The sequence below is a fragment of the Mycobacterium sp. TH-M11 genome (assembly GCF_057473725.1).
Window position 1 is genome coordinate 1 of the sequence record NZ_JBYCLD010000518.1, and the last position, 5,901, is coordinate 5,901.

At 66.0% G+C, this 5,901-nt stretch carries 8 protein-coding genes and 1 pseudogene; 3 read left to right on the top strand and 6 right to left on the bottom strand.

Annotated elements, in window-relative coordinates:
• On the top strand, window positions 1-153 hold a 153-nt coding region (locus tag AC2VOG_RS19790), incomplete at its 5' end, for a DUF6390 family protein (RefSeq protein WP_486941530.1).
• Here AC2VOG_RS19790 and AC2VOG_RS19795 read toward each other — a convergent pair.
• The gene (locus tag AC2VOG_RS19795; protein ID WP_486941527.1) at window positions 104-574 is read right to left on the bottom strand and encodes a Fur family transcriptional regulator; all 471 of its coding nucleotides are present in this window, start codon (window positions 572-574) and stop codon (window positions 104-106) included. The genes AC2VOG_RS19790 and AC2VOG_RS19795 overlap by 50 nt on opposite strands.
• A 49-nt stretch (window positions 575-623) precedes the next feature.
• Between AC2VOG_RS19795 and AC2VOG_RS19800 the strand changes: the two genes are divergently transcribed.
• The gene (locus tag AC2VOG_RS19800; protein WP_486941528.1) at window positions 624-794 is read left to right on the top strand and encodes a hypothetical protein; all 171 of its coding nucleotides are present in this window, start codon (window positions 624-626) and stop codon (window positions 792-794) included.
• Window positions 795-888: 94 nt separating this feature from the next.
• Window positions 889-2,007, top strand: coding sequence for a Nickel transporter NicT (gene nicT / locus AC2VOG_RS19805; protein ID WP_486941531.1), 1,119 nt, complete (start codon window positions 889-891; stop codon window positions 2,005-2,007).
• Between the two features lie 2 nt (window positions 2,008-2,009).
• Here the strand turns inward: nicT and AC2VOG_RS19810 are convergent, their stop codons facing one another.
• The 5 genes and pseudogenes from AC2VOG_RS19810 to AC2VOG_RS19830 all read right to left on the bottom strand — a co-directional run.
• Complete coding sequence (locus tag AC2VOG_RS19810; RefSeq protein ID WP_486941532.1) at window positions 2,010-2,786, bottom strand: 3-oxoacyl-ACP reductase; 777 nt, start codon at window positions 2,784-2,786, stop codon at window positions 2,010-2,012.
• Complete coding sequence (locus AC2VOG_RS19815; protein ID WP_486941529.1) at window positions 2,783-3,514, bottom strand: gamma-glutamyl-gamma-aminobutyrate hydrolase family protein; 732 nt, start codon at window positions 3,512-3,514, stop codon at window positions 2,783-2,785. Before AC2VOG_RS19815 ends, AC2VOG_RS19810 begins: the two co-directional genes overlap by 4 nt.
• Before the next feature lie 47 nt (window positions 3,515-3,561).
• Window positions 3,562-4,932 (bottom strand): glutamine synthetase family protein, encoded by a 1,371-nt coding sequence (locus AC2VOG_RS19820; protein ID WP_486941533.1) that lies wholly within the window; start codon window positions 4,930-4,932, stop codon window positions 3,562-3,564.
• Window positions 4,926-5,477, bottom strand: coding sequence for an alpha/beta hydrolase (locus AC2VOG_RS19825; RefSeq protein ID WP_486941534.1), 552 nt, complete (start codon window positions 5,475-5,477; stop codon window positions 4,926-4,928). Before AC2VOG_RS19825 ends, AC2VOG_RS19820 begins: the two co-directional genes overlap by 7 nt.
• A 212-nt stretch (window positions 5,478-5,689) precedes the next feature.
• Window positions 5,690-5,901: pseudogene (locus tag AC2VOG_RS19830) on the bottom strand (hypothetical protein); the annotation flags it as partial.

Here is a 5,901-nt window from a genome sequence, read left to right on the forward strand (position 1 = left end):
TTCCATTGGGGTCGGCTGTGCGGCCGGCTGCAACCCGGACAGGTCCGTGCGTTGGCCGAGAGCACCCGTCGTCAACTCGACCTCACCAACGAGCGGCTCGCAGTCAGACCGTCGCATCACCCTGGCACCGCGGGCACAGCCCGCGCAACGTGAGACCCGCCCGCTCCGACAGCGCAAATGAGCTGCCCGCCATCGCATGTTCGAGCGCGGCGGCCAATCGTCCCGCGGGCACCTCGATGATGGAACCGCATTCGGTGCACACCGCGTGATGATGCGGGTCGGTGGCCAAGCCGTAGGTGGTGACGCCGCCGTCCAGCGTCAACGCGTGCAGCACACCCTGATCCACCAACGTTGTCACGGTCCGGTAGATCGTCGCCATATCCGGCGCCTGGTCGTCGGACGGCACGCAGTCGTGTAGCCGCCGGTCGATCTCTGCCACCGAAAGGTGACTGTGGACGGGCTCGAGCACGGCGAGGACCGCGATGCGCGACGCCATTCGGCGCAGACCGTGCGCGCGCAGCAGCTCGCCGATCCGCTCGATGACGGCCGGATCCAAAGCCGAGGGCCTGCCCACCCGTCCAGTATCACGCACGCAGCGCCCCGTGGCTGCCAGACTGACAGCTATGGCCGGTTCGATCTGCGACGTGCTGCCCGCCGCGGCTACGTCGCTGTCCGTCGACGGGGCGGTGGACGCGTTGGGGGTGGCCGCCCGGGTCGGCGATGTGCGGCGCGTGGTGGTCGTTCTCGTCGACGGGATGGGCTGGCACTTGCTCCCCGCCCCGACCCACTTGTGAAATACTCGCAGAATTCTTGCGAATCATCCGCAAGAGTTTTGCCCGTAATTTACCGCGGATCGTGGTTGGAGTTCATATCCAGATGGGACGCGACATGGCCGCCGACGCGCTCAGCAGGCAACCCTCGTCGCGCTCTCGACTACGCGGGGCTTTGACGCCCGACGAGTGGCTGCGTCTGGGATCGATGTTCGCGATCATTATCGCGCTACATGTAATCGGTTGGGGCACAATGCTACTCGTCGTCGAGCCGGCTCACTTGAGCATCGGGGACAAGGCATTCGGTATCGGCATCGGCCTGACCGCCTACACGCTGGGATTACGCCACGCATTCGACGCCGACCACATCGCCGCGATCGACAACACCACCCGCAAGCTGATGAACGACGGGCAACGGCCGCTTGCCGTCGGCTTCTTCTTCTCCCTGGGCCATTCGTCGGTGGTTTTCGGGCTGGCACTGCTCATCGCCTTCGGGCTCAAGGCCATCATCGGACCCGTCGGGCAGGGCTCTTCGGCCCTGCATCATTACACCAGCCTGATCGGCACCACCGTCTCGGGCGTGTTCTTGTACCTGATCGCCATCATCAATGTGGTGATCCTGGTGGGCATCCTGCGGGTGTTCGCACAGATGCGCCGCGGCCGCTACGACGAAGCCGAACTCGAAGCGCAACTGAACAACCGCGGACTGCTCAATCGGCTGCTCGGCCGATTCACCAAATCGGTCAACGCATCGTGGCACATGTATCCGATCGGGGTGCTGTTCGGCCTGGGCTTTGACACCGCAACCGAAGTCACGCTGCTGGTGCTGGCCGGCACCAGCACCGCCGCCGGCCTGCCCTGGTATGCCATCGTGTGCCTGCCGGTGCTGTTCGCGGCGGGCATGTGCCTGCTGGACACCATCGACGGCTCGTTCATGAATTTCGCCTACGGCTGGGCGTTTTCCAACCCCGTCCGCAAGGTCTACTACAACATCACCATCACCGGTCTGTCGGTGATCGTCGCGCTGCTCATCGGCAGCTTCGAATTACTCGGGCTGCTGGCCGGGCAGTTCGGCTGGACCGGTGGATTCTGGAGCTGGCTCAGCAGTGTCGACCTCAACACGATTGGTTTTGCCATCGTCGTACTGTTCGTGGCCACCTGGGCCGGCGCCCTGCTGATCTGGCGCTACGGGCGCATCGAGGAGAAGTGGACGGTGCAGGCCGAACGCGTCGGCTGACCTTACAGCGGGGTGGTGTAGGCCGCGCTGATGCCGCCGTCCACGAGATAGCTTGCCGCAGTGATGAACGACGCGTCGTCGCTGGCCAAAAACGCGACCACGGCCGCGATTTCGTCGGCCTCACCGAATCGGCCCATCGGCACGTGCACCATTCGGCGCGCCGCGCGCTCGGGGTCCTTGGCGAAAAGCTCTTGCAGCAGAGGAGTATTCACCGGCCCGGGGCACAGCGCGTTGACCCGGATGCCTTGCCGGGCGAACTGCACACCCAGCTCGCGTGACATCGCCAACACCCCGCCCTTGGACGCGGTATAGGAAATCTGGGAGGTCGCCGAGCCCATCACCGCCACGAACGAGGCGATGTTGACGATCGACCCGCGTCCAGTGGGTGCCATGTGCCGCAATGCCGCCCGGCAGCACAGGTATACCGACTTCAGGTTGACGTCTTGCACCCGTTGCCAGGCCGGCAGTTCGGTGTTCTCGATCAGATCGTCATCCGGTGGGGAAATACCGGCGTTGTTGACCGCGATGTCCACCGACCCGTAGCGGCCCGCCACGGTATCGAACAGGTGGTTGACCGACGCCTCCTCCGAAACATCCACGGGCACAAAAGAACCATGCACCTCCTCGGCCGCTGTGGCACCGGTCCGCTCGTCGATGTCGGCGATCACGACGGTGGCGCCCTCGGCGTGCAGCCGCCGCGCCGATGCCAGTCCGATACCGCCGCCACCGCCGGTCACCACGGCGATTCTGCCGGCCAACCGCTGCGTCAGGTCCATCAGCGCCGCTCCTTCGCGTATGCCTGCGCTGCCTCGACGATTGCCGAGAATAACCGCAGGTCGTCCAAACTCTCCTCCGGATGCCACTGCACCGCCAGCGCGAAACCCGGCCCGGGCAGCTCCAACGCCTCGACGACGCCGTCAGCGTCCCAGCCGCTGACAACCAGGCCCGCACCGAGCTCGGCAATTCCCTGATGGTGATAGCACCGCGCATCGACGGAGTCGCCCACCAGCGCGGCCAACCGGGTGCCGGGCACCGTGCGAACGGGCAGGGTGGTGAACACCGCGTTGCCGGCCCGATGCCCGCTGTGGCCGATCACGTCGGGCAGGTGCTGATGCAGGGTACCGCCGAGTGCGACGTTGAGCACCTGCGCGCCACGGCAGATGCCCAGCACCGGCAGCCGCCGCTGCAGCGCCGCACGCAGCAGCGCGAACTCCCACGCATCGCGCTGCCGCGCCGGCTGATCCGTGCTCGAATGCGGCCGTTGGCCGTAAACCGCCGGGTCGACGTCCGTACCGCCGGTGATCAGCAGCCCGTCCAGGCTGTCGAGCACCCGCTCGGCGATCTCGGGGTCCACCGGCTGCGGCGGCAGCAGGACGGCCACCCCGCCGGCTGCGGTGACGCCCTGAAAGTACACGGCCGGAAGAAAACTGGCGGGCACGTCCCAAACTCCGGTCCGGGCCTGCTGCAAATACGTGGTCAGGCCGATAACCGGTGCATTAGCACTCAACGTGCCCGCTTCCTTCTCGAACCGTCCCGGTCCGCATCGTCACCGGATCACAACCGCTCAAAACCACGCACCCGCTCCCAATCGGTGACCGCTCGGTTGAATGCGGCCACCTCGACGCGGGCGGCGTTGACGTAGTGATCGACCACGTCATCGCCGAACGCCCGCCGGGCGACCGCCGACGTATCGAACAGCGTCGTCGCTTCGGCCAGCGTACCGGGCAGTCGGCCGGCGCCGTCGTGGTCCTTGACGTCCTCATAGGCGTTGCCGCTGCAGGGTTCCGGCAGGGGCAATTCACTCTCGATGCCGTGCAGCCCGCCCGCGATCAGGGCCGCGACGGCCAGGTATTGGTTGACGTCGCCGCCGGGCACTCGGCACTCCACCCGCATGCTCGCGTCGTGACCGACCACCCGCAGGGCGCACGTCCTGTTGTCCAGCCCCCAGGACACCGCCGTGGGGGCGAAACTGCGGTCGGCAAACCGCTTGTAGGAGTTGATGTTCGGCGCATAACACAGCGTCAGCTCGCGCAGCGTGGCCAGTTGGCCGGCGACGAAGCTGCGGAAGGTGCGCGACATGCCGAGCGGTTCGTTGTCGTCGGAGAACACCGCGGAACCATCCAATGACGTCAGTGACATGTGAATATGGCAGCTGTTGCCTTCGCGCTCATCGTATTTGGACATGAAGGTCAGTGACCTGCCATGCTGGTCGGCGATTTCCTTGGCGCCGTTTTTGTAGATGCCGTGGTTGTCGCAGGTGATCAGCGCGTCGTCGTAGCCGAAGCCGAGTTCTTGCTGTCCTTTGTTGCACTCCCCCTTGACGGTTTCCCAGCGCAGACCCGCCCCCTGCATGTGCAGCCGGATGTCGCGCAGCAGCGGCTCGAGGCGGCTGGAGGCCATCAACGCGTAGTCCAGGTTGTAGTCGCTGGCGGGGGTCAAGTCGCGGTAGCCGCTGGCCCAGGCCTGCCGGTAGGTGTCCTCGAAGACCAGGAACTCCAACTCGGTGGCGACGTCGGCACGCAGTCCGCGCTGCCGCAGGCGATCCAGTTGGCGGGTCAGGACGCGACGCGGCGCGGCCTCGACGGGACGACCGTCGTGCCAGAACAGATCCGCGAGCACCAGCGCGCTGCCCGGCAACCACGGGACGCGTCGCAAGGTGGCCAGATCCGGTTTCATCACCATGTCGCCGTAACCGCTGTCCCAGCCCGCCATCGCGTAGCCCGCGACAGTGTTCATGTCGACGTCGACGGCCAAGAGGTAGTTGCAGCATTCGGCGCCGGCCTCGACGACCCGGTCGGCGAAGAACACCGCCGAGACCCGCTTGCCCATCAGTCGGCCCTGCAGGTCGTTGAACGCGACGATCACCGTCTCGATCTCGCCGGCCTCGACGAGTCGCTGGAGGCCCTCCGGTGACAAGGTCACCAGGTGCTCGTGCGCAGGACGATCTCGGCGGCCAACTGAGCCGTCGACTCGTGCGCGTTGCGTCGACTGAGCAACTCGACCACCCGGTAGTCGCCGTAGACGAATCGCTGGCTGGCCTGAGCCACCGAGTGCGCCGCCGAGTTGCTGACCAGAACGGTCGTGTTGATTTCCACCGGTGGGCAGTCACTGTCGCGGATGACACCGGCGTGGTCGGCGACGCGTGGATGACCCCGATCGATTACCACCAGACCGGTAAAGCGGTCCAGCCGGGTGGCGGCCAATTCCCACGCGATCTCGGCGCCGTCACGGTCACCGACCAGGACACCCCAGCGGACGTCGAGCACGTCGAGAATGCCCACCACCGACTTGGGTGTCAGGCGTGGGTCCGCCGCGATCGCGATGGTGCGCAGCGACGCGGTGTGCAGACGTTCGCACACCGCGTCGTAGGCCGGCAGTGCCCGCTGCGCCGCGCTCAACACCACCACGACGGGGCCCTTCTCCGGACCGGTGTCGCTGATCTGGATGGGAAACCCGTCGACGGTAGTCATCATCGCCGAAGGCACCACCGCAAATTACAGTGAAAAACCCCGCGCGCGGGCGATTTTCGACCGGATCGGTAGCGCTGTGGCAGGGCGACCGCTCGATTCCCGACACACAGCGCTACCAACGGACGACATATGTCCGCCACACACGAGACTCGCACGGGGCCCGGCTCAGTACGGTCGACTCGATTCGGGCGGCGCCGTGCCTTGCGCGCCGCTCACCGCGAGTGTTCGTGTGCGCAGTCGGTGTGGATTGCGTCATCGCAACACGGCTGTTTGGGTTCGGGTGAGCTTCCGGTAGACCGGCGAGCGGTGAGGAAGTCGTCGACGAGACGCGTGCAGTCATCGGCGGTTATGGCACGTATGCCGGTTATTCGCGCAAAAACCAACGGTCCGACGAGCTGGCACAGTGCAAGCTGGAGGTCGAATT

What these genes read in the sequence shown, in the direction of transcription:
- nicT (WP_486941531.1), top strand. Translation starts at nt 889, where the DNA reads ATGGCCGCCGACGCGCTCAGCAGGCAACCCTCGTCGCGCTCTCGACTA.
- AC2VOG_RS19825 (WP_486941534.1), bottom strand. Translation starts at nt 5,477, where the DNA reads ATGACTACCGTCGACGGGTTTCCCATCCAGATCAGCGACACCGGTCCG.
- AC2VOG_RS19800 (WP_486941528.1), top strand. Translation starts at nt 624, where the DNA reads ATGGCCGGTTCGATCTGCGACGTGCTGCCCGCCGCGGCTACGTCGCTG.